Source organism: Methylosinus sp., from assembly GCF_036560965.1.
Classification (GTDB): Bacteria; Pseudomonadota; Alphaproteobacteria; order Rhizobiales; family Beijerinckiaceae; genus Methylosinus.
In genome coordinates this window covers 37,720-61,235 of sequence record NZ_DATBQF010000020.1, presented here as the reverse complement: position 1 = coordinate 61,235, position 23,516 = coordinate 37,720, and the positions used below count along the sequence as shown (strand labels likewise).

Sequence of the window (23,516 nt, the reverse complement as noted above, 5' to 3'; positions counted from 1 at the left end):
TCGCTCGGCTCTTAATGAAAAACCCGGCCCGGGTAAATATCTGATCGAAAATCGAGAAAAGGTGGAGACGGCCAGCCTCACTCGATCGTCACCTCCACGACGCGCGAGGCGCCGGGCCGCAGCGGCAGACGCGCCTGAATATGATGCGTTCCCGGCTGCATGGGCCAGTAGACGGGCTTGTCGGCCTCCGCCAGCAGAAACGGCTTGCCGTCCACGACCCAGAGGATCTGCTCCACAGAGGCGGGCGCCGAGGCGCGCAGAGCGAGTCGGTTCAGCGCCGCCGGCTGCTCTGGATTGCGCCAAATATGGGTTTGATGCTCGGGCGTCGTGACGGCGAGCTCCACCGTCGCGTCGAGCGGCGCCGGCCGCGCCGGCCCGCCGATGGCGACGCGCATCGGCGGCGCGCCGCCCGGCTTCACCCATTCGACCAGCGTCTCGCCGCAGCTTCCGTCGCTGCGTCCGCCGGAAAGGCACATCTCCACCGGAACGCGGCCCAGCGGCGGCGGAAAGGAGTCCGGCTCGATCTCGCCGGGCCGCGCGCCATGAACGAGCGTCAGCGCCGCATGCGCGAGCCGCGCGCTGGAAGAGGCGCCGCTCAGCCGGTTCATCGGGCCGGCGTCGCCGCGACCGATCCATACGCCGACAATGGCCTTGCGCGAAAAGGCGATGGTCCAGGCGTCGCGATAGGATTGCGACGTGCCGGTCTTCACCGCCGCAGCGAACGGATATTCGAGCGGCCCGTAACGCGGGAAGCTCGGCAGACGCGCCAGCGGATCGGCGAGCATGGAGGTGACGAGCCGCGCCGTGTCGCTCGACATCACGCGAATGGAGCGGCGCCGCTGCTGCTCTTTGGCGAAGACGAGATCGGAGAGCACGCCATCCTCGGCGAGCGCGCCATAGGCCCGCATCAAATGCTCGAGCCGCGTCGGCAGCGCGCCGATCGCCATGGCGAGGCCGAAGGATTCCGCCGGCGCCTCGAGGTCGTGCAGGCCGAGATCGTGTAGAAATTGGAAATTGGCGTCGAGGCCGACGCGACGCATGAGATTGGTCGCCGGCACATTGCGCGAATTGGCGAGCGCCTGACGCGGCAGCATGGGACCGAGAAAGGCGCCATCGGCATTGTTGACGCCGGACGCGCCTTCCGGAACATCGACGACGACATCCGTCGCCTCCAGCGCGCCGCGCTCGAAAGCCAGCGCATAGACGAAAGGCTTCAGCGTCGAGCCCGGCGAACGCAGCGCGCGCGTGAAGTCGATCGCGCCATCGCGCCAATCGCGATAATCGGAGGAGCCGATATCCGCGAGCACCGCGCCCGTGCCGCGCTCGACGACCATCAGCGCGACCTGCCGCGCGCCGGCGGAACGCCAGAGCGAGAGATAGCGCCGCGCGAGCTGCGCGAGCCGCTCCTGAAGCGACAGATCGATGGTGGCCCCGATGCGCGGATCATGCGGCGACGCCGCCGCCACGAGGCCCTCGCGCGCGAGCCTCTCATAGCGCAGCGACAGATGCAGCGCCTCCGGCCGCCGCGCCGCGCCGATCGGCCGCAGCGTCGCCAGCTGCTTTTCCGCGAGGGCGATCTGCGCAGGCTCGACGAGATTTTCGCGCGCGAGATAAGTCAATGCACGCGCCGCGCGCGCGCGGGCGAGCGAGACGCCACGCTCGCGAAAGAGATTCATGCGGCCCGGCGATTGCGGAACCGCGGCGAGCAGCGCGATCTCGGCGAGCGAGAGGTCTTCGACCGGCTTGTCGAAATAAAAGCGCGCGGCATGGGCTATTCCATGGCTGCCATTGCCATAGGGCGCGAGGCGCAGATAATGCGCGAGAATGGCGTCATGGCCATGCCGCGCGACGAGCGCCTCCGCCGTCGCCGCCTCGATGATCTTCGCCGAAAGCCCGCGCGGCGCGGGATTTTGCATGCGCGCGATCTGCATGGCGATGGTCGAGGCGCCCTCGCGACGGCCACGCCCGGTGAGATTGCGCCAGGCCGCGCGCAGCACGGCGCGCGCATCGACGCCCCCATGCGCGGCGAAGCGGCGATCCTCGAGCGCCAGCGTCGCCAGCGCGACGCGCGGCGGAATCTCCCGCAGCGGCCAATAGCCGTATTCGATCCGCGCGGCGTCGCGCGCGCCGATCTGCGTGAGAAAGACGCCGTTGCGATCATAGACGATCGGCGTCGGCCGCGGCGCGATGAGAACGGCGCGGGAAAGGGCGGCTTGGGCGAGGAAGGCGCCGGGAAGCAGCGAAACGATGGTCAGCGCGACGATGACATACGAAATCTTTCCGAACGCACGTTCTTTCTCCCGCTCAGCGAGAGAAGGTGGCCCTCGCGTCAGCGAGTGTCGGATGAGGGCTCTGAGGATCCCGCGGATCCTCATCCGATCTCGCTTCGCGAGGCTGCCTTCTCCCGCACGCCGGAGAAGGAGATCGCGAACCTTCGTCATTTCGCGATCTCGACGCGCTTGCCGGCGCTCTGCGCTTGCAGGCCCTTCTTATACATCGTCTCGACGACGCCCGGCGGCTCGGTGAACACGCCCGCCGTCTGCGCCTTGGCGCGAAAGGCGAAGCGATAGCGTCCCTTCGGCAGTGAATCGTAAGCATAGAACACGCGATCGTCGCCGAAGGAGACGCTGGTCGGCGCGAGCGTCGGCGCGCTCGACGGCTGCGCCTCGGCGGGCGATGTCGCGAGATTGGGATTCAAAGGCTCGAAGCCGGCGGGCAACGGCAGCGAGATCGCCACATGCGTGCGATCCTGAGGATTGACCAGCTCCGCCGTCTCCTCGATCACATCACCCACGGCGAGCGTCACGACGCCGGTCTCCGCCGCGATCTTTTCCAGCGGCGCATCGGCCTTGCGCACGCGCGACATCTCGCGCGTCAGCGCGAAACCTTCGCTCACCGGCAAAGCCTTCGCGCCGCTCTCCTCGGGTTCATAGCGCGTCTCGACCAGCGCGACGATCGGCGCCGTTCCGCGATTGGCGATGGTCAGCGCCGAGGGCGCCTCGCTCGTCTTGCGCAGAACCGGATTATTCGCGTCGAGCGTCAGCGTCTGCGGGCCCGCGCCCTCCTGCGCGAGCGCGACGACCAGAGGCGATTGCGGACGCCGCCAGACTTCCGCCAATGCGTCGATCGCCGCGGCGGTGGCGTTGGTCGAGCCCCAGCCGTCGCCCTCGCCCAAGCGCAGCAGCGCCTCGCGCAGCAGTCCGGCGCGCGGGTCCGACGGCGATGCGACAGCGACTGCGCGCAGCATCTCCGCGAGCCCGCGCGTCTCGGATGGCAGGATCACCGGATTGCCGCCATCGGCCGCCTGGCCCGCATAATATTGCGCGCCATTGCGGGAGAGAATCTTCACGCGGCTCCACAGAGCGTCGAGCAAGGAATCGACGATGCGCCGATCGCCCGATTGCGCGCGCGCCGCGGCGCGAGTCAGCTCCGCCACGCTGGCGTTGGGCATGAAGTCCGCGTGACGCGAGAGCTCGGCGACATAGGATTCATCGAGCTTTCCGCCCTCGGCGAGCGCGATCAGCGCCTCGACGCGCTCGCGCAATTCCTCGCCGGAGAGCAGGCGCGGATAATCCGAGCGCAGCGACAGCTTCAACACATTGGCGAGACGATCGGCGAGCGGCTTGTCGATCGGCTCGCCGGCGCGCTCGGCGCTGGCGAGGAAGGAATAGGCCCAGGCCGTCAACGACACATTGCCGCGCGATCGCGGCCAGAAGGCGACGAGACCATCCGCGTCGACCGACTGATCGATCGCGCGAATCGTGTTGCGCACATCGCCGGAGAGGCGGCTGTCGAGCCCCGCCGCCGAGAGGATGGGCGTGAAATTCTTCAGCGCCAGCGCCGAGCGCGCCAGCGAGAGACGTTGCTCCGTGCAGCCATAGGGATATTCGACGAGCGCGTTCAGCCCCGCCACGAGCTTCACCAGCGCCGGATCGCCGGCCAGCGTCACATCACGGCGGAACGAGCCCGGCCGCGCCTCCTCCGCCGCTGCGGGAAGCGTCTTGGTCTCGCCCGGCGCGATCTCGACGATCTCGTAGCGCCGCACCGGCAAGCGGTCGGGCCTGATCGGCAATTCGATCTCCACCGCGTCGCGCGCGTGATCGGCGTCGCGCTCCACGCGGAAATTCAGCGTCACGCTCTCCTTGCCGGGCGCGGGCTCCGGCACGCTCGCCGCGACGTCTATGCGCGCCGGTCTGTTGGCGGTCCAGGCGAAAGCCTGCTGCGCATTGCTCGCGAGCGTCAGCCCTTGCGCGGCGATCGTCGCCTTGCCGCCGCCGCCGGGCCCCTCGACGACGCGCGCGACGACGGACACATCGAGCCTGTCGCCCGAGCGCAGGAAGCGCGGCAGCACGGGCTGCGCGACGAGCTCCTGACGAATGAGCATCTCGCCCGTCGCATAGCCGAAACGATCGGCGCCGCTCACCGCCTTGGCGCGCAGCTTGAAGACGGTGAGCGAGTCGGGCAGCTTCACCTTGATCTTGGCGAGCCCGTCGGCGCCCACTTTCACGCTCGGCAGATAGATCGGCACGGGCGTGAAATTCTTACGCACGCTGACATTGGTCTCCGCGCCCCATTCGTCGAGGCCGGCGTCGCCGCCGGGAATCTCCTCCAGCGGAATCTTGCCGAAGGCGAGATTGCGCGTGTCGCGCGCGGCGAGCCTGGTCTCGCGCTCGACGATGAAATCCGGCAGCGGATCGAGCGGCCGCTCCTTGGCGAGCGACAGCACCGCCTGATCGACCATCCAGAAGGTCGCTTCGCCGGCGAGCGGCTTGCCGAGATCATCGGACAGACGCAGCGTGACCTCGACCTCCTGCCCCGGTCGCGCCTTGGCGGGATAATCGAGCTTCGCCGTCACGATATTCTTGACCGGCGTCACCTCGATCCATTTCGTCGCGGCGATCGTCACCGGCTTGCCCTGGTCGATATTGGATGCCGCCGCCGGCGCGCTATCCTTCAAGCGGCCGCGCATGATGAGGAAATGCACGGCGAGCTTGGGCGTCTGCTCCTTGCGCAGATCGAGCGTGTAGCGCCCGAAGCCATTGGCGATGTCGATGAATTGATAATCGAACACGCCATTGGGCTGCTCGACGACGGCGAGCGCCCGCGCATTCTGGAACGGCGATTGGACGATGAGCGTCGCCGTCTCGCCCGGCGCATAGGATTGCTTGTCGGCCGTGATCGTCGCGGTCGAGGCCGGCGGACGCTGGAAAGTGACGGGCGTATTGCCGCCGACGAAGAAATCGACGCTCACCTGCTGGCGCCGGCCGATGCGGTCGTAAGCCTCCAATTGCACGACATAGACGCCGGCGTCGCGCGCCTCGAGCTCTATTCTCTGCGCCTCCTTCGCGCTCGTCAGCTTTCGCTCGAAGAGCGTCTCCTCGATCACCTGCGTCACATATTTCGCCGCGCCCTGCGCGAAATCGGAGGCCTGCAAGGTCGACGCCCAATTGCGCTTGATGAAGCGCAGCGTGACCGGCAATCCTTCCACCGCCTCGCCCTTGCCGTCGAGCGCGAGCAGCTCCGGCGTCACCACGCCGGGCCGCTCGACATAGCGCGGAACCTTCACGCCGAGCACGAAAGGCGGCACGGCGATCACATTCTGCACATTGCGCACGTCGATCCCGTCATCGCCCGTCACAGTGGCCTCGATCGAATAGCGGCGCGGCTGCGCGGTCGGCTCGATCGTCGTGTCGAAGGTCATGCGCGAGGCACCGCCGGCGTCGGTGCGCGCGTCGCGCTCCAGCACGGGCGAGGATTTGAACTTGCCTTCGCCGGAGAAGCGCGCATCGGTGGAGAACAAGAATCCTTCGCGTCCCGGCGGCTGGAAGACATGCGGGAATTGCACGGCGCGCCATTTCACCGGCCGTTCGGAGACGAGCCCGCCGGCGAAATAGCGCGCGACGAGATCGACATTGAACTCGCCGTCGAGCGGAACGATCTGCGGCGCGTTCAGCACGACCTCGAAGGTCGGCAGGCGATAGGCCTCCTTCTTGAACGGAAACTGTCCGCAGGAAACGGTCTGAGTCTCCCCCTCGGCTTCGGCGCCATCGCTCGGCGCGGCCGCGTCCTCGCTCTTGTCGTTCTTCTTCTCTTCGCTTTTCTTCTCTTCGCTCTTTTTGGGCTTCGCGCCATCGGGCTCGAAGCGCAGCGTATAGTCTCCCGTCGCCGGCGTCTGCGCATCGAATTTGTGATAGAAGCTACCCGAGGCGTCGAGCTTCACGGGAATGCGCCATTCCTGATTGCCGGGTCCGGCGACGACGAGCGTTCCGCCCGCCTTGCCGACGCTCAACGCGCCGTCGCGATAGGAGCGCACGAAACCCTTTATATGCACCGCCTCCTCGGGCCGATAGATCGGCCGTTCGGCGAAGACATGGCACAGAGCGCGCGGCTCTTCCTTGCGCGGCTCGCTGGGATTTGCGGTCCAGGCGAGCCAGGCGCCGTCGGGCTTCGTCCAATTCTCGCGCGCATATTCGGATGGCGCGTCATTGGCGTCGATCACGAGCGTGTCGAGACCTTTGCTCACGACGACGCGGCGCACATCGGCTTCCGCGCGCTTGCCGGGATCATAGGCGAAGAACCCGGAATTATCGGTGAGTCCATGCGCGAGCGTGACGAATTTATCGCCCTTCACGCCCTCGAGCCTCACCTCCGCGCCGGCGACCGGCTGCGCTGTGGAGAGCGATGTGACGGAAAAGCGCACACGCGCGCGCTCCTCTATCGCGCTGAGCGAGAGATCGGTCACTTGCGCACGCAGCCAATGGCGCTTCTTCTCGTCCACGGCGCGCAGGCCGATGAGATAGGTTCCCGCCTGTCCGGCGCCGGCGATCTTGGCGAATTCAGTCGAGAGATCGAGGCCGAACTTCGCGTCCGCGCCATTGCGGCGGATCGGCAGATCGAGAAGCGCCGACACGGCGGGCGAGCCGAGCGCCTTTATCCGCGCGACGATCGCCGCGGCCTCCGGCGCATCCGTCTCGCCCCAATGCGCCGGCTCATTGCCGGGCAGCGGCGGCGCGGCGGAATCCTCCGTCTCGACGCCGCTCTTGGGGAAGGGCCAGAAGTCGCGCGCCAGCGGATCGATCGCGTGGATGCGAATATCGGCGCGGTCATAGCCGCGGCCGCGCAACGGCAGCAATTGTGGGCCGAAGCGCTCGACCAATCCCTGCGCGGCGTCCCATGCGAGCGCCGGCCGGTCGCGATCGAAGGCGAAGCGCTGCGAGAAGCGCGAGGCGAGCGCGCGCTTGCGAATATCGCGCAGCGCGCCCGGCGCAACGCTCAGCTCGTAGACGCGATCGGAGAGAAACCGGCCGTAGACATTGAGCCGCTTGCGATCGATCTCGACCGCGAGATCGTCGACCGGCGGCGAGACGCGCAGCGCCTCTCGCGCGCGAAGAATGTCGATCTCGTCGGGCTGCTCGGTGAAGGTCAACGTCAAGCGGCGGCGATTGGCCGGCTGATAATTGGAGACGGGCGCGGATTCCTCCTCGCCCTCGGAGGCGGCGGCGGATGGCGCGACCGCATAGCCGAAGGCGCAACGCAGCACGCCATCCTGCTTGTCGTCGCTCCAGCCGCGGCCGCAGCTCGCCTCGGTGACGGAAAACGGCGCGGCCGAGCGCGCGCGCAATTCGAAAATCTCGTCGTCGAGGCCCGGCTCGTCGGCGAGCTTCAGGCGCAATATGGCGACGCGTCCGTCGCGGATCGTCTCGCGCAAGCGAATGGCGACGCTTTGCGCGGCGTTGCGATCGGCGCGCTCCAGCGGGCGAATATCATAATCCTTCGCGGTCAGAAGCTGTCCGCCGAGCGGCGCGATTCCCGGCGCCGGACGCAGCTCGATCGTCAGCAGGCGCGCGAGCGCGGCGATGTCGACGGGCTCCGGAAAGGTGAGCGTGATCTGCTCGAGATCGGCGATCGGATCGGCGCTCTCCGTGGGATTTGTCGAGGAGGGCGTCGGCAGCAGCGCGACCAGCCGCGTCGCGGCGGCGCCGGCGTCGATCTCGACGCGCTGCAGCGGCTTCCAAGCTTGCGCGGGACGAAATTGCAAGGCGCGCGCGCCGATCCAGCGCCATTCGCCGGCGGGCTCGCCGGTGAGCCTCACGAATTTCTCATGCGCGTCTTCCGGCCCGCCCGCCTTGGGGCCGACGTCGCGATCGAAGAAGACGGTGATGGGATCATAGCTTCGCAGAAATTTATCCGGCACGATTCGCGCGCCATCGGCGCGATGCAATCGATCGAAGGGCGCAGGCTCGGCGCGCAGCGGCGCGGAGACGGCGAGGCAGCCGACGAGCAGAACGGCGAGCCTCCACATCGTCGCGCGCCGCGCAGCGACCGCGCCTCGGGAGCGCGTCGCGACGCTCACGTCAGTGGCGGAGAGATCGGAAAAAAGACAAAGGATGCGTTTCATCGCCGAGCCTCGAATGGGACGAAGGGCGTTTGTCGAATGAGCGGAGCGGAGCGAGCCGAGCGTCGTCATCGGCCGCTCTTTCGTCCGGCCTTCTCGAGAAACTCCGCCACGACGTCCGGCGGCGGCCCGGAGGGCGGCGGCGCGAGGCCGCGCAGAGCGAGGCGCACGATCGTCGCCGGCGCGTCGGCGGGGGCGCGCGCCTCGACGAAATAGCGGCCGGGCTCGAGCCGGAGAATTTGCGCGGCGCCCTCGCCGAGCGTCTTGCCGGCGGCGTCGAAGAGCCGCAGCTCGGCGCGGTCCGGCTCGGCGCGCAGGCCGAGGCCGATCTCGCCGGCCTTCGTCACCTCGAAGGAGAACAGCGCGCCGCCCGCCGGTCCGAGCGCGACGAGATCATTGACGCCATCCTTCACCGGAATGACCGGCGTCGTCGCGATCGTCAGCGTTCCCGACAGCGCGCCGTCATGCGGCGAATAGATCTCGACCAGCGCGCGGCCCGGCGCCGCATAGCGATGCAGCTCCACGCCGGCGGGGAAGGTCGCGACCTCGCGCGCGCCATTCTGCGTGACGGCGACGATGGCCGGCGCGCTCGTGCGAATGTCGAGGACGACAGGCGCGCTCACATCGAGCGCGAAAGCCTGCGCCTCGCCGTCGAGAGTCGCGGCGAAGGGCGCCGTCGCCGCGCGCGGCGTGGACGCCGGCCAGGGCGATTTGCCGGCGCGCTCGAGCCAGGCGGCGACGAGGCCGGGCGCATGGGCGATCGTGACCTCGCCGGGCCCGCCGAGCAGCAGCGAGCGGCCGCGCAGCACGCGCCCATCGGCGCCGACGAAGACCGCCTCGCCGCCGGCGGCGACGAGCCGATCGCCCGGCTGCGCCTCGACGAGATGCGCGGTCTCGCCGGCGGCGCCATAGAAGCGCTTGACGGCCCTGCCCGCCGCGAGCGGCTCATAGCGCTCGGACGACGAGACGATGCGCGCGGGGCCGGGCTTATCGGTGAGATTGACGAGCCAGAGCGCGCGGGCGCCCTCGAAACGGCGCGACAGCGGGGCGCCGTCGGCGAAGGCGGCGAAGTGGCGCGCCTCCTCCGGCGCCGAGAAGGCGGCGAGGCCGCTCGAAAGATCGAGCGCCAGCGCGCCGGCGCCGTCGAAGGCGAGAGGCTGCGCGGAGAAGGGCGGGACAACGCCGGAATATAGCGCCCCGGCCCGGATGGGCGCCGCGAGGGCGACGTCGATCGCCTGCGCGACGAGGCGCAGCGGCTCCGCGCTCCCGGCGTTCCACAGGCGCGGCGGCTCCTTGCCGGCGAGCGCCAGCGCCGCGCCCGGCGCGACCGCGAAGCCGCGCCCGGCCGAGACGCCCGGCTGGCCGAAGGCCGAGCGCGCGAGCCACAGACGCGCCTTGCCGGCGGGCGGCGGCGCGGACGGCAGAATGGCGCGCTCGCCTTCGCCGAGGGCGAGCGACATTTCGGCGCCGTTCGGCGCGAAGGCCGCGACGCGCGCCTCGGCCGCGCAATCGCCCTGCGCGAGCAGCCACAATCGCTCCGATTGCGGAGCCAGCGCGCCGGCCGACGTCGGCGCGAGCAAATGCCCCGGCGAGGAGCCCGCGGCGAGCGACGCCGGCGCCGCGCCGATAGCGACGAGGGCCGAGGACGGCGCCGCGACGAGGCCGACGCAGAGCTTCGTCGCCAGCCCTTCGATCGGCTCCGCCTCCAGCGCTATGTCGCCGAAGCCGCGCGGCGCGCGCGAGAGACTGCGCGCGGCGATGGCGATGGGCGCATCGGCGCCGCCGATGGTCCAGACGGTCGCGCGCCATTCTCCGGCTGCGGCCGGCCAGGCGGCGACGGGAGAAAGCCCGCGCTCGCGCCCGACGACGCGCCAGCGTCCGTCGGCCTCGCGCGTCTCGATCGACAGCGCCGTCTCGCGCGTCGATCGCGCGGCGACGATCATCAGCCGCCCGTCCTGCGCGGCCGGCAGGGCGAGCGCATGCGCGCCGGCGCCGGAAACGGTTTTCACGCCGGCGAACGTCAGCTCCTCCCCCGGCGCCGAAGCCGGCAACGCGAGGCGAATCTCGACGCCCTCGGGCTCCGCATCCGCTTCTGCATTCGCCTCCGCTTCTGCATTCGCCTCCTGGGCGGCCGGCTCGCCTTCCGCGGCGGCGTTCTCGCTTTCGTTCTGGCTCTGCTCCTCGGTAGCGCGCGCAGGCTGCGGCGCGCCCTTCAGCGCGTCGAGCCGCAACCGATAGGCGCCCGCGGGCAGCCGCCGCGAGAGCGAGACATTCCAATCCTCGGCGCGCCCCTCGAGCCGCTCGACGACGACGCCGGCCTCATCCTCGAGCGCGCCGATCAGCTCCTCGTCGCCGAAGCTCGTCACATCGACGATGCGGTCCTGCGCGATGGCGAAGGGCAGCGTCGCGGGCAGCGCGACGAAGCGCGGCGCGCCCGGCTGCAATTGCGTCGAGGCGAGCGCGATGCGGTAGTCGAGCCGATCGTCATGGGCGAGGCTCCGCGCCTCGACGCGATAGGCGCCGGCGGCGAGCTTTACGGAAAGCTTTCGGCCCGCCGCGAATTTGCCGACGCTCTTGCCGGCCGCATCGAAAACCTCGGCGACCATGCCGTCGCCGATGTCGAGCGCGACATCGGAATCGCCGGCGAGCGCGAAGCGCCACACATCGGGCTCGCGCGGCGCGCCTTTGGCAACGGGCTCGCGCCATTGCAACGTCTGCGGCGCGTCGAAGGGCAGCGCATGCGGGCCATGGCCCTCGAGCGGCGCCGGCGTCGTGATTTTGCGCAGGCGCGCGACGAAACGGCCCTCGACATCCTCCGGCAGCACGACGAGGCGATAGGAGCCCTTCTCGAAGCGCCGCGACAGGCGCGTGAGCGGGCCGGGCGTGGTGAGCGGCCAGCCGTCGGCCTCCTCCAGCCGCGCGCGCCACGCCTTGCCGAGCCCCTTTCCTTGCTCCTTGCCGAGCCCCTTGCCCAGCCCTTGGAGATCGAGCCGATAGAGTCCGTCCTCGGGAATGTCGATCGGCACGACGGCGCCGCGGCCGACGTCGAGCGCGGCGCGCGCGGCGCCGTCGCCGACGATGGGCGCCGTCGTCGCCATCGCCACGCTCTTCACCGAGAGGCCGAGATGCCCGGCGGATTCGCGCGCGGTGACGGCGGCGCGATAGGCGCCGGCGCGCAAATAGCGCGTCACCAGCGCATTATGGCCCGGACCATTGTCCTCCTCCACGCCGAGACGCGGCGCGAGATCGGCGCCGAGCGCGAGGCGCGTCTGCAGCCGCCCCAAGGTCTCGACGCGATAGAGCCCGCCCTCGGCGACATCGAAACGAAACGTCCGCGTCTCGTCGCGGGAGAGATCGAACCAGGCGGGCCTGGCCGCGGAGATCGTCGCCGGCGGGCGCTCCTTCGCAGCCTCGGCGGCCCCCGGCTCGACGTCGCGCGCATAGACGAGGGCGAGCGCCCCCGGCTCCGCGCGCCCGTGCACGCGGATGGTGGCGAAGCGATTGTCGTTTTCGATTCTCTCCTCGGCGATCACGGCGGGGGCGCTCGCGCCTCTGTCGTCGACGACGAGAATCCTGCCGCCGCGCGGCGTGCGGACCGGCAGCAGATATTCCGTCGAGGCCGGCAGCCACAAAGGCGCCGCGCCCTTTTCGAGATCGGCCGGCAGCGCGATGACGCGCGGGCCGGTCAGCAGGCCCGGCGCCGAATTGGCGAGAATGAAGTGAGAGGCGCTGCGGTCGAGCTTTTGCTCGCCGAAGGAAATCACCGTGCGCGCCGGCGGCGGCGCAGGACGATCGGGCCTGAGGCCGGGAGGGCCGAGCGTCAGATCGACGATGCCGACGGCGCCCTCCAGCGGCTCGAGGGAGAGAGCATAGAAGCCGGCCTGAAGATCATAACGGCTCGGCAGGCGCCCGTCGGCGCGCGGCGCAAAGGCGCCGAAGGCCGGCTCGATGACGGCGCGGACCCGCGGCCCTCTCACATCGATCGCCACGACGCCGCTATCGCTCGCCTCGAAGAGCAGCGTGGTCGGCCCGCGCAGATTGAAGCGCCCGCGATAGGCGCGGCCGCCGCCGATCTTCGGCAGCTCGGCGGCGAGAACGCGCGTCTTGCCATTCTCCGTGCGCGCCAGCAGCGCGGTGGCCGGGACTTCGTCGGCGCCCTCGCCGGCCACGTCCAACGCCACGAGATTGGGCCCGTCCGTCTCGATCGACGCGCGGCTCGCCCGCCGCAACGCGCGCAAGGAAAACGCCTGCCCCTCGAGTCCGGACACTTCGATGCGCCCCGCATTCTTGCCGTCGCCGCCGAGCGACACGATGGCGACCGGCTCGCGGCTGGTCTTGTCGATCGAAGCGGAAGCCGACGCGCCCTCCCCGCGCCGCGCCTCGAGGCGGGTCGCGATGGGCTTGGGCAGCTCCAGGCGAAATGCATCATAGCTCGCCGGCGCCTCGAAGCGCGCCGAGCCGAAGGGACCGATGACGCCATTCGCGACGCCCGCGGCGAGCGAGGCGGGCTCGAGACCATGCAGCAGGAAAGGCTGCGCTGCGCCGCCCTCCGGCCAGACGATCGGCTCGCCGCCATAGGCGGTCGCGACATAGCGGCCGGGCTCGACCGCGCCTTCGAGCCGCAGCCGCGTCATCTGGCGGCCGGGCTTCGTCTCGATCGTCGCGCGCGCGGGCGCGAGATCGACGAGCTCGCCGCTCGCCTTCCACAAACGCAGATCGCGTAAGCCGCGACCCAGCGCCTCGACGGCGACGCGGCCCGAGGGGCCGACCTCGAGCGAATAGCTGCGCTGGGCGAAATCGCCGAGCTCGGCGGAAAATATCCTGGCGCCGGCGAGCGTCTCCCGCGCGCCCTGCTCCTGAAAGGCCTCCGCGGCGAGGCGCGCCTTGCCGGCCGCGCCCTTCGCGCCGAAGACGCGCAGCTTGTAGACGCCGGCGTCGAGCAGCAGATCGAGACGGCCGTCGCGCTGGCCCGCAACGCCGGAACTCTCGCCGGGGCCGGAGATCATATCGACGAGCCCAATGGCCACGCCCGAGGCGCTATGCGCGGAGATCGCGTAGCGGCCGGGCGCCGGGATCGTCAAAAGCGAGAAGCCGTCGCGATCGGCCGGCAGCTCGCTCGCCGAAAATCGGCCGGAGGCGGCGTGCTGCTCGACGCGCGCCTTGCCGGATGGCGCGGGCTCCGACGCCGCATAAGAAACGAATGCGCCGAGCGACAGGCAAGAAATCGCGAAAGCCGTCAACACTTTCACGAGCAGGACCCCGATCATGCGCAACATCTCACCCTCCGCCGCGACGCGCGAATGAAAAACTCGCGCTCGAGCTTATGCCGCCGCTTCTATTCGAGTCGAGCGAGACCCGGTGTCGAGCAAGGCCCGAAGTCGAGCCGAGCGCGTTCTCGCGGCTTGCGTTCGATGGGCCAAAGAAAGCGCGCTTTTTCGAGGCGCCGCCGTGCGTCGGCGCACAATGCGATCGGAATGTGTCGTTTCGCTAAGGAATCGCGCATGTCGCCGTTAACCTCGAGAGGACGTGAATTTGCGCTGCGCCCGTGTCGGCCGCCGGGCCGCGCGCTACTTGCGCCGACGTGAGGCATCATGATTGCCGAACGGCATGCCTATTACGGAGGTCTTGAATGAAATCGAAAATCGCATCCGTCCTCGCCGTCGCCGCCCTGCTCGGCTCGGTCGGCTCCGCCGCCGCCTTCCCGCGCGTCGTCACCGATCTCGCGGCCTTCCGCTCGGGTCCGGGCCTCGGCTTCCTGCCCATCCTCGCCGTTCCGCCGCAGACGGTGGTCGAGGTGCGCGGTCATATCGGCGGCTGGTCGCGTGTGTTCTACGCGGGCAAGATCGGCTTCATCGCCGATTCGCTGCTCGCCCGGCCGATCATCGTGCGTCCGGTCGTCACCTCGGTCGTCGTCGCTCCGGCTCCGGCGGTCGCGGTCACGCCGGTCGTCGCCGTCGCGCCCGCCCCGGTCGCCGCGCCCGTCGGCCTGATCACGGCGCCGCTGCGCATCTTCGAGTGATCGAAGCACGCGGCGAAAAACGAGGAGGCGCGCGGAGATTTTTTCCGCGCGTCCTCCGCTCCTCGGATTTTCATCGAAAAAACCGGCTCCCGCCGGCGCGAAAACCGGCATAGAGTTTTCAGATCGAATCTTTTTGGAAAGTTCATTTCGATCGAGGCTCCATGCGCGCTTTTTTCACGCCCCTTCTCTGCGCCCTTTCTCTCCTCGTCGGATCGTCGGCGCAGGGAAGGCCGGCGAATGGAAGGCCGGCGAACGGGCGGCCCGCGAAGGTGGACGAAGTCGTCAATCTGCGCTCCGGTCCGGGCCTGAACTACGCCCCGCTGCTCGCCATCCCGGCTCTCGCCGTCGTCGAGGTCGGCCCGTGCCGCTCCGCCTGGTGCCGCGTCGCCTATGCAGGGTCCGCCGGCTATGTGGCGCAGCCCGCGCTCGCCTTCATCGCGGCGCGCCCGGTGGAGACGCCGATCCTGCCGCCGCTCGGCGCCTATGTGTGGCGGCGCGAGATTCCGCCGCTCTATGATCCTTATGTTTCCGCCGGCCCCTGGTACACGGGCCCGTGGGAATATGAGGGAACGGGCGCCGCGCAATGGCGCTACGGCTTTCCCGGCGGACATGTGTCCTGGTATCGCAACGCGACCTGGCGGCCGGGATTCGGCTGGTTCTGACGCAGCGAGAATCATCGTCGCGAATGCGCCGTCTCGCCTGTCGATCTGCATGAGAAGCGTCCCGTCTCCCGAGCGACGCCGGCGCATTGACCTTCCGACCTGATTTCGCCGCAAGATTTTCGCAATCTGCCGGGAAAGGCGTAGTCTCTCTCGCTGGGCGAGGCTGCGCGCCCGAGCGCTCGCGCGCTAAATGTCCCGCGAGGAAAACCAAAATGACCGTCTGGCGCAAGAAAGACAGCGAAAACCGGAAAGACGCCTCGCCGACGCTGGAGCGGCTGGTGCGGCGCTCTCTGGCGGCGCTCGCGGTCGAGCGGCTGTCGCGCATCGTCGCCGGCCTCGCCACGCTCGTGCTCGTCTTCCTCGCGGCGTCCTTCTCGGGCCTGTGGCTGGAGGTCGGCGCGACCGGCCGCGCGCTCGGCGTCGGCGGCTTCGCGCTCGCGGCGCTGTGGATCGTCGGACGCGGCCTCGTCGCCGGGACGCCGCGGCGGCGGGAGGCCGTGGCGCGGCTCGACGCTTCCGCGGGCGCGCCGCATCGGCCGGCCGCCTCGCTCGAGGACACGCTCGCCGGCGACTTCCACGACGACGCGACGAGCGCGCTCTGGGCGCTGCATCGCAAGCGGCTCGAGCGAAAGCTGGCGACGATGGAGGTCGCGCCGCCGGACCCCGGCCTGCCGCAGCGCGACCCCTTCGCCCTGCGCGCCGCGGCGCTGGTCGCCGCCGTGGCCGCGGCTTTCGTCGCCGGGCCGGATCGCGGGACGCGGCTCCTCTCCGCTTTCGATTGGGAGAGCGGGCCCGGCTCCGCATCGGGCGCGCGGGTCGACGCCTGGTTCGATCCCCCGGCCTATACCGGCCGTCCGCCGATCGTGCTGCCGCAAAAGGCCGAGGGCCCCTGGGCGCAGGTTTCGGTTCCGGTGAACGCCACTCTCGTCGTGCGCAGCTTCGGCGCGCGCGGCGCCGCATCGGCGAGCGGCGGCCTCGCGCCGATCGAGGGCGGCAAGCAGCGGCAGCCGGGCGGCGAGGCCGAGGAGCGCTTCAAGCTCGTCGGCGACGCCGCGCTGGCGCTGCGCGGGGCCGGCGAGTTCCGCATAGAGGCGATCCCCGACCGCGCGCCGACGATCGAGATCACGCAGCCGCCGCGCAACAACGCCCGCGGCACCATGACGCTCGGCTACCGCACCGACGATGATTACGGCGTCGTCTCGGCGGAGGCGGTGGCGGCTCTGCCCGCGGGGGCGCGGCCGAGCCGCTCGCTCTACCCGCCGCCGCGGCTCCCCGCGCCCGCGCCGCCGACGCGCGGCGGCCTCGGCGAGACCAAGGCGACGCTCGACTTCTCCGATCACCCCTGGGCGGGGGCGCGCGTCACGCTGAGGCTGGTCGCCCATGACGAGGGCGGCAATGAGGGCTTCTCGGCGCCGCTCGACGTCACTTTGCCGGAGCGCCGCTTCACCAAGCCGCTCGCCCGCGCGCTCGCCGAGCAGCGCCGCAATCTGGCGCTCGACCCGGATCGTCACGCCCGCGTGCTGACGGCGCTCGAGGCGCTGTCGCTGGGCGCGGCGCTGTTCGAGACGCCATCCTCGCTCTATCTCGGCCTCGACGCCGCCAAGAGCCGGCTGGCGACGGCGCGCGACGACGCCGATCTGCGCGAGGTCGCCGATCTCATCTGGGCCATGGCGCTCTCGCTCGAGGAGGGCGACGTCTCGCAGGCCGAGCGTGATCTGCGCGCAGCGCAGAGGGATCTGCGCGAGGCGCTGGCGCGCGGCGCGAGCGAGGAGGAGATCGCCAAGCTCACGCAGGATCTGCGCGCGGCGCTGGAGAATTTCCTGAACGGGCTCGGCCAGAAGAACGGCAAGAACGCCGAGCGCTCCGCGCCGGAGCGCGGCGACCAGCGCGTGCTGACCGAGGACGATCTGCAATCCATGCTGAGCGAGATCGAGAAGGCCGAGCGCGCCGGAGATTTCGAGCAGGCGCAGAGAATGCTCGACGATCTGCAGGACGTGCTCGAGAATCTGCGCCCGGCGCAGGCCGGCCGCGCCGACCCCCGCGCGCGGGAAATGTCGCGCGCGCTGGAGGAGCTCGACAAGCTCACGCGCGAGGAGCAGCAATTGCGCGACGAGACCAATCGCGGCCAGCAGTCGGGCGGCCAACAATCCAGCGGCGAGCCGCGGCGCGGCGGCAAGGGCCAGTCCTCCGCCGCCGACGAGACCCGCGCGCGGCAGAAGGCGCTGCGCGATCGGCTGGAGCGCGAGCAGGATCGGCTGCGCCGCTCCGGCGAGGCCTCGCCCGATCTCGCCGACGCCGACAAGGCGATGAAGGAGGCCGAGAAGGCGCTCGGCCCCGGCGGCGAGGGAAGCCGCGCGGTGGACGCGCAGGGGCGCGCGCTGCAGGCGCTGCGACGCGGCGCGGACCAGCTCGCCTCGCGCATGCAGGGCGAAGGCGAAGAGGGCGAGGGCCGAGCCGGCCGCGCCGGGCGCCGCGCCGGCATGCGCCCCGGCGAGGGCGCCGATCCGCTGGGCCGCCCGACAGGACGCCAGCGCGGCCAGGAGGCCGGCGCCCACAGCGATCCGCTCGGCCTGCCGCCGGCGGTGCGCGCCCGCCGTGTGCAGGACGAGCTGCGCCGCCGCCTCGGCCAGCCCGAGCGCCCGACCGAGGAGCTGGATTATTTCGAGCGGCTGCTGCGGCGGTGAGAGGTTTCGCGTCGTCTCGAAGGGGACGTCGCGCGTCGCGGGCGCCGGGATGGAATGCGGCGCGTTTTCCGCAAACATGCGGGTGCGAGTCGCCGTAGCGAGCAATGGGAAAGTCGCGCCAAAAGGCGTCACTCGTCGGACGCGACGACGGGGTTCGCTTCTGGGTTTCGCGGACATTCAGAGCGGCGGCGAAGGATTGCAACTTCTTCGAGCCCCGTGCGGCGGCGCGGCGCATAGAAAATATAGCCAGAGGGGATCGTGTGCGGCGACCAACCACGTCCAGTGCGCGTCATTAGCTCGGCTTGGGTTGCCTGCATTCCAAAGCGGAGCGGACGGCGACGCCGATTGGACGCCTCCGACGCTCCAAGTCGACGTGCTCGTTAGTTCAAAGGCTCCTCGCCGGCGATGGTCGTTCGCGTCATCAGCCGGCCGCTCTCCGCGTCATAGGGCGTGACGCGATGCATGGTCCCGGTGTTGTCCCAGATGAGAAGATCGCCAAGGCTCCATTCGTGCCGATAGACGAATCGTGGCGATGTCGCCCATTCCGTGAGCTCGGCGAGAAGCGCGCCGCTTACATCGGGCGTCAGACCTTCGATATGCGAGGCCGTGCATCCGAGCGCGAGCGACTTGCGTCCTGATTTGTGGGTCCAGACCAGCGGATGGGTCTTTGGCGTATGACGTCGCCATCGGCGCAACTCGTCTTCCGTGGGCGTGGGGTTCACGAGACGCTGGGCCGCTTCGACGGTATGGACGACGCGGAGTCCTTCGATGGACGTCTTGACCGAGACTGGCAGCTCGTCCCAAGCCGCGTAGCAATTGCTGAATTCAGTCTGACCGCCGGTCGGCGACAAACGCTTCGCATTCAATATCGCCGCGCGCGCCGGAACATCGTCGCTCGCCCCGTCGAAATGCCAAAAGAACGATCCTCTCAAATATTCGGCCGCGAATGCGTCGACTTGTCTGTCGAGCGTGATCGGCAGAAGTCCGTCTCCGCGCAAGGGGACGATCTCGCCGAGCGTCCGGGAGAGCGCGAGGTGCTGCGCATCATCGATGTGCAGCCGAGGAAAGACGATCACGCCGCGTCGTTCCAGAATGTCACGAATCTCGGCCGCATATTCCCCGCGCGTCAGCGCCGCGACATCCATCTCGATCGAAGATCCGATGCGCGGCGTCAAATCGAACACTTCGAAGCCATGCCGAATGGTGATGGCGTTCATGCTCGCCTCCTCATGTATGTATCGAGCGCCCCCCGCCCGTGACATGGAAAGAAACTCGGCTCGCCGAAGACGATGTGAGCGCTCGGGCCGCGCTGTCTCGTCGCGACCCACAGCGGAAGCGGCGTCAGGACTTCGCCGGATGGGAAAGCTGCTCCAACAGGTCTTCAGCGCCTTTCTCTATCCCCGTCCGCGCGGCGGATAGCGCGCCGACGCTCGCCGGAATATTCAGCGGGCTGGGATATTGCTTGGCGACGAAGGCCGTGAGCAGTCGATTGTCGGAGGCGTCGCGTATCTCGACCGCATAGATTGCCGAGCCCGTCATCAGACCTTCGCCTCCGCGCACCGTCTGCACGCCATTATAGAGGCCGCCCGCGAGATCGAAGCGGGACAATGTGCTGAGGACGGGCGTGCTCGTCACAGCGCCGGTCAAAGTCAATTTCAGTCGCAGCGTATTCGCTCCTGGCCTGTCCGTGATATTGAAGCGGCTTTTGAGCTTTTCGGCGAATTCGCTCTGCATGTGCTCGACGAGCGAGGCCTTGTCCGCTTCGGCCATATCGCCGAACTGATGATCGGCGCCGCGATAGATCGCGACGGGATCGATGATGATTTTGTTGTACGCTCGCCAGTCGGTCACAGCGGCATAGCGAAATGGAATGCGCTTGGCGTCGTCTTGCCGATTTGGAGCCAAATGCGCCGAGGATGGGAGTCCGGAATAGGCGATGGGCTCCACGCTCGAACAAGCGCTCGCTCCGAGGCAGAGCAGCGCGACGGTCGGTCGAAGCGCTTTATCCAGTGCCGCCATAGTATGCTCCTTTGCGCCCGGCGCCGCGTAGTTGCGGCGCGGCGCCGTCTTCCGGGGTTGGATTTCGAGGTCTGCGGGAGCGCGCCCGAGTCGGAACCTCGCGATCCGAGACGCTCTCCGAATTTGAGCCCTGTGACGGCGCTGGAATAAACAAGAAGCTGCGACCGCCGAGCCAGCCGCGGTACGCGCGATCATCTTGCCGTATCAAGTCGAAGCTCACGATTGTATTCGGCATGGCGACAGCGAGCACGGCCTCATCGCAGGCGAGGACTTCGACTTCGAGCGCTTCGTCGGCCCGATCGGGGTCGAGAAGAAGGATGCGTCGCCTCACCGGCGTCCCCATCTCATTCCCGCCCTCGCGTCGTCACGGCTGCGCCGACGGCGAGAACAGATCGAAGTGATAGTTCACGCCGACTCGGATCGTGTGGAATCGGGCGTGCCGATCCGAGGCGTTGTTCCTGATGTCGCGAAAGATGTCCGTATAGAGATATTCGAGCTTCGCGGACCATTTAGGCGTGAAAGCCCATTCGACGCCGCCACCCGCGGTCCAGCCGACGCGCAACTTTCCGTCGCCGGCGATCTTCGGATCGCCGAAGGCCATGCCGCCGGTGCCGTAGATCAACAAGCGCGGCTCCGTGAGCGCGATGCCCACGCGTCCGCGCGCTGTTCCGAACCAAGGCAGCGTCGCGTCGCGATGATAGGGGCCGTCGTCTCGCGCCTTAAGGCTCGAGGCCTGGAGGTCATTTTCCGCGCCGATGACGAAGCGAGGCGACAATTGATAATTGAAGCCGATCTGCCCGCCGCCGCCGACGCCGCTCGGCGATTTGTCGCCGTACATATTCGCGCCTAAGCCCGCACCCACTGCAGCGCCGGCGTTCAGGCCGCCGTATAGACCTGTCCAGGTGAACGCCGGCGCCGGCGGCGCGAAAGCGATAGGCGGCTTCATATGCGGCAGATCGGCTGCCCGAGCCACGCTCGCGCTCGCCGCCATGACGAAAAGCGCCCGCGCCAAATGTGTGGAATATTTCTCGATCATGCTTTCGTTCCCCTGCGCTCGGGCGTCGTCCGAGGCGCCGAGGAGGAAAATACGCAAGATCGGCCTAATGTCAACATCGTTGACACAACTGTGTTGACACATGTGCCTTCCGGACCCATTTGACCCTCATCACAAGGCGAATAATCTGAGCGGAAACGGGAGGCGGATCGGTATGGCGACGCTGGCGGAGCTTCAGGAAAAACGTGGCGGAGAGATCACACGGCGGCGCATACTCGAAGCGGCGCGCGCGCGTTTCTCCACCGCCTCATACGAGGATGTGAAGCTGCGGGACATCGCCGCCGAGGTCGGAGTCGATGTGGCGCTGGTCCATCGCGCCTTCGGCTCCAAGGAGCAGCTCTTTTCAGCGGTTCTCTCGACCTCAAAGGAGGTCGAAACGCGGTCGACTCTCGATGCGAGTCGGCTGAGTGACGAATTCGCGAGCGGGTTTTTCGGCTCCGGCCAGAACGAGACGCTACAGATCGTCGTGCGCTCATTGACCAATCCGCAAGCGCGGGAAGTGTTGCGCGCCCGCAGCCTCACCGAGTTCATCAGCCCCGTCGCCGCCGCTCTCGCGGGGCCGTCGACGCTCGAACGCGCGACCTTGTTCAACGCCTGCCTGGTCGGAATGGCGATCTTTCGTGAAGTCTTGGGGGCGGACGCCTTGCAGGACGCCAATAGCGCCAGGACGCGGCCCTTGATCGAGAGGATTCTCGCAGCCTGCCTCGCCGAGGATGGCGCCGCCGAACCGAAAGAGGACGATCCAACAGGGGCCTCTCGTCGAACAAGGCGGACAAAAAAGGAGCCGGCGACTACGAAGGTGGTTAAACGACGCGCGCCGACGAAATCGCGCAAGGCCTGACCTCACCCGGGGCCAAGCCGTCACTAATCGAGATTCGCCGAACTGCAATACCGGAAAAACGTACGTTGCATCGGTCGGTGGCGGCGATGGCGCTCGGCTGTCTCACTAGATATAGGCGTGGCGCTAGTTATCATAGTCCGCGACTCGGCTGGAGCGTCGACAACGAGCGCAGATAATTACCGACCGTGCGCCGTCAGGGGAATGTCGGCTTCCGACGTACCCGGACGTCGTCCCTACGGACGAAAGGCGTCCGCAACGTGTCATATCTCCCCCTTCGCCCTCGGGAACGGTGAACTCGCGCTACGTCCAGACATTCACCGCGTCGCGCCGGCGTCGCCCCCGCGCCCGAGGCTTGCCCATCGCGCCACGCTCCATTAGTCATGAAACCGCAATAGAGCGAGCGCCTCCGGGAGGAGCGGGCCCATGATGTCCAGCTGGTCCAATATTTCCGTCCTGGGCGCGGTCGGCGCCGTCGCCTTGGTCGTCGTGCTCGGCCTCGGCAATGTGCTGCGCGGCGGCGACGGCAATCTCTCACAAAAGCTCATGCGCTGGCGCGTGGGCTTGCAATTCTGCGCTCTGCTGCTGATCCTGGCGATCCTCGCCTTTCGACACTAGAACCGCCACTACTGGAAGAGCCGCCGATGGTCCGTCTCGACAAGATCTACACGCGCGGCGGCGACGCCGGCGCCACCTCACTCGTCGGCGGCGAGCGCCGGCGCAAGGACGACCTGCGCGTCGAGGCCTATGGCGCGGTGGACGAGACCAATGCGACGATCGGCCTCGCGCGGCTCGCCACGGCCTCCGACGCCGCGCTCGACGCCATGCTGGCGCGCATACAGAACGACCTCTTCGACCTCGGCGCGGAATTGGCGACGCCGCTCAAGCCCGGCGAGACGCTGCCGGAGACCAGCCTCGCCATCGTGCAGTCGCAGGTCGATCGGCTGGAGCGCGAGATCGACGATCTCAACGCCTCGCTCGCGCCGCTCAAATCCTTCGTGCTGCCGGGCGGAACGCCGGCCGCCGCGCATCTCCATCTCGCCCGCACGGTGAGCCGCCGCGCCGAGCGGATAATGGTGGCGCTCGCCGCCGCGCCGGACGAGGCCGTCGGCGACACGGCGCTGCGCTATGTCAATCGCCTGTCGGATTTTCTCTTCGTCGCCGCGCGCTACGCCAACAGCGGCGCGGGAGACGTGCTGTGGGCGCCAGGCGCGACGCGCTGACGGCTCAGCGCCGGCCCTTGCCCTCGAGCCAGCGCGCGAGCTTCAGATCGTCCAGCGCGCCGATCTCCGTCATCAGGCCGCCATCGGCGGCGACGAGCGCGGTGAAGGGCATTTCGCCCTCCCAATGGCGGTCGACCTCGAAATAGAGCCGCTCGACGAAACGATCGGCAAAGGCGAAATTGGCGGCCTGCCGCAGCCCCGCCTTCTCCATGCGGGCTTCGGCGCGACGGCGGTCGCTCTCGGGATCGGCGTTGACGAAGACGAAATCGACGCCCGGCGTCTCACGGGCGAGCTTGCCCCAATCGGCGAGCTCGGCGACGCAGATCGCGCAGGTCACCGACCAGAAATGCACGATGAGCGGACGGCCCGCATGGGCCTTGCGGATGCTGTCGAAAGAGCCGCGCGAGAAGGGCGCGATCTCCTGAGCCGAAACAGCCTGAACCGCGGCTGCCTGAGCCGAGGCGGCCGGGCCCCAGAAGGCCGATCCGGCGAATTGCGCCGCGACGCAGGCGGCGAACAGCGCATCTCTCGTCCTCGCGCGCATTGATAGCTCCTGCTTCTGCCGCTCTTTTCCACCACATAGCGGAAATCGGCGGCGGTGGCGAGCGCCGCGGGCGCGGCC

13 protein-coding genes are annotated in these 23,516 nt (G+C 68.8%); 6 read left to right on the top strand and 7 right to left on the bottom strand.

The genetic code is table 11. The features are described 5' to 3' along the window. Positions 1 to 77: 77 nt before the first annotated feature. The 3 genes from VIF40_RS06565 to VIF40_RS06555 form a co-directional block, all read right to left on the bottom strand. On the bottom strand, positions 78 to 2,375 hold the full coding sequence (locus VIF40_RS06565; RefSeq protein ID WP_331936724.1) for a transglycosylase domain-containing protein: 2,298 nt from the start codon (positions 2,373 to 2,375) through the stop codon (positions 78 to 80). A 62-nt stretch (positions 2,376 to 2,437) separates the two neighbouring features. Further along, a complete protein-coding gene (locus VIF40_RS06560) occupies positions 2,438 to 8,398 on the bottom strand; it encodes an alpha-2-macroglobulin (RefSeq protein ID WP_331936723.1) in 5,961 nt (1,986 codons plus the stop codon). A 65-nt stretch (positions 8,399 to 8,463) separates the two neighbouring features. Beyond that, positions 8,464 to 13,671, bottom strand: a complete 5,208-nt coding sequence (locus VIF40_RS06555; RefSeq protein ID WP_331936722.1) for a hypothetical protein — start codon at positions 13,669 to 13,671, stop codon at positions 8,464 to 8,466. A gap of 353 nt (positions 13,672 to 14,024) precedes the next feature. On the opposite strand from VIF40_RS06555, the gene VIF40_RS06550 reads away from it, so the two are divergent. The 3 genes from VIF40_RS06550 to VIF40_RS06540 all read left to right on the top strand — a co-directional run bounded on the left by VIF40_RS06550 (position 14,025) and on the right by VIF40_RS06540 (position 17,760). After that, positions 14,025 to 14,414, top strand: coding sequence for a hypothetical protein (locus VIF40_RS06550; protein ID WP_331936721.1), 390 nt, complete (start codon positions 14,025 to 14,027; stop codon positions 14,412 to 14,414). 161 nt (positions 14,415 to 14,575) lie between these two features. Further along, entirely contained in the window at positions 14,576 to 15,076 is a 501-nt protein-coding gene (locus VIF40_RS06545; RefSeq protein ID WP_331936720.1) for an SH3 domain-containing protein, read from the top strand. Positions 15,077 to 15,288: 212 nt separating this feature from the next. After that, positions 15,289 to 17,760: a TIGR02302 family protein gene (locus VIF40_RS06540; protein WP_331936719.1), complete on the top strand. Its 2,472-nt coding sequence runs from the start codon at positions 15,289 to 15,291 to the stop codon at positions 17,758 to 17,760. 380 nt (positions 17,761 to 18,140) lie between these two features. Here the strand turns inward: VIF40_RS06540 and VIF40_RS06535 are convergent, their stop codons facing one another. The 3 genes from VIF40_RS06535 to VIF40_RS06525 all read right to left on the bottom strand — a co-directional run bounded on the left by VIF40_RS06535 (position 18,141) and on the right by VIF40_RS06525 (position 20,815). Next, positions 18,141 to 18,977, bottom strand: a complete 837-nt coding sequence (locus VIF40_RS06535) for a TauD/TfdA family dioxygenase (protein WP_331936718.1) — start codon at positions 18,975 to 18,977, stop codon at positions 18,141 to 18,143. Positions 18,978 to 19,101: 124 nt separating this feature from the next. Next, entirely contained in the window at positions 19,102 to 19,779 is a 678-nt protein-coding gene (locus VIF40_RS06530) for a DUF3313 domain-containing protein (RefSeq protein ID WP_331936717.1), read from the bottom strand. A 364-nt stretch (positions 19,780 to 20,143) separates the two neighbouring features. After that, entirely contained in the window at positions 20,144 to 20,815 is a 672-nt protein-coding gene (locus tag VIF40_RS06525; RefSeq protein ID WP_331936716.1) for an outer membrane protein, read from the bottom strand. A gap of 172 nt (positions 20,816 to 20,987) precedes the next feature. Between VIF40_RS06525 and VIF40_RS06520 the strand changes: the two genes are divergently transcribed. From VIF40_RS06520 to VIF40_RS06510, 3 genes are all read left to right on the top strand, one after another. Then, positions 20,988 to 21,674, top strand: a complete 687-nt coding sequence (locus VIF40_RS06520; protein WP_331936715.1) for a TetR family transcriptional regulator — start codon at positions 20,988 to 20,990, stop codon at positions 21,672 to 21,674. Between the two features lie 423 nt (positions 21,675 to 22,097). Further along, on the top strand, positions 22,098 to 22,289 hold the full coding sequence (locus tag VIF40_RS06515) for a twin transmembrane helix small protein (RefSeq protein WP_331936714.1): 192 nt from the start codon (positions 22,098 to 22,100) through the stop codon (positions 22,287 to 22,289). 26 nt (positions 22,290 to 22,315) lie between these two features. Further along, on the top strand, positions 22,316 to 22,894 hold the full coding sequence (locus tag VIF40_RS06510; RefSeq protein ID WP_331936713.1) for a cob(I)yrinic acid a,c-diamide adenosyltransferase: 579 nt from the start codon (positions 22,316 to 22,318) through the stop codon (positions 22,892 to 22,894). Positions 22,895 to 22,898: 4 nt separating this feature from the next. Here VIF40_RS06510 and VIF40_RS06505 read toward each other — a convergent pair whose 3' ends face one another. After that, positions 22,899 to 23,438, bottom strand: a complete 540-nt coding sequence (locus VIF40_RS06505) for a thiol-disulfide isomerase (protein WP_331936712.1) — start codon at positions 23,436 to 23,438, stop codon at positions 22,899 to 22,901. Between the last annotated feature and the right edge of the window lie 78 nt (positions 23,439 to 23,516).